The organism is Rhizobium croatiense, assembly GCF_019793465.1.
Lineage (GTDB): Bacteria > Pseudomonadota > Alphaproteobacteria > Rhizobiales > Rhizobiaceae > Rhizobium > Rhizobium croatiense.
Genome location: NZ_JAILYJ010000075.1, coordinates 1 through 414 on the forward strand (window position 1 = coordinate 1; position 414 = coordinate 414).

Sequence of the window (414 nt, forward strand, 5' to 3'; positions counted from 1 at the left end):
TTGTCGGACCACGGCCGTTCCCGGAGTATCATCTTTCGGCGATGGACGGCGAATTTCGGGACAAGCGCCGTTCCGTCACGCCGGGGCTCACAGGCCTTTGGCAAATATCCGAACGAAGCGATGCGGATATCGAGCTGCAGCAGCAACTCGACGAGTTCTACATCGACAACCGGTCCCTCTGGTTCGACTGCCAAATTCTTCTCGGCACAATCCCCGCTGTCTTCAAGCGCAGGGGAGCCTGCTGACCACTTCCACGAGGCAAGCATCAACAACGGAGCACATCAATGCACGGACACAAGGGAATTATGGTTACCGGCGGCACCGGGTTTCTGGGATCATTCCTGTGCGAAAGGCTTTTGCGAGAGGGTAACGACGTCCTCTGCGTGGACAATTACTATACCGGTTCGCGCGACA

General features: G+C 57.0%; 2 protein-coding genes. Both read left to right on the forward strand.

All coding sequences use genetic code 11. The features are described 5' to 3' along the window. On the forward strand, positions 1 to 245 hold a 245-nt coding region (locus K6M89_RS30625), incomplete at its 5' end, for a sugar transferase (RefSeq protein WP_222141863.1). A gap of 39 nt (positions 246 to 284) precedes the next feature. Next, the coding region (locus K6M89_RS30630) for an NAD-dependent epimerase/dehydratase family protein (protein ID WP_222141864.1) at positions 285 to 414 on the forward strand (130 nt) is incomplete at its 3' end.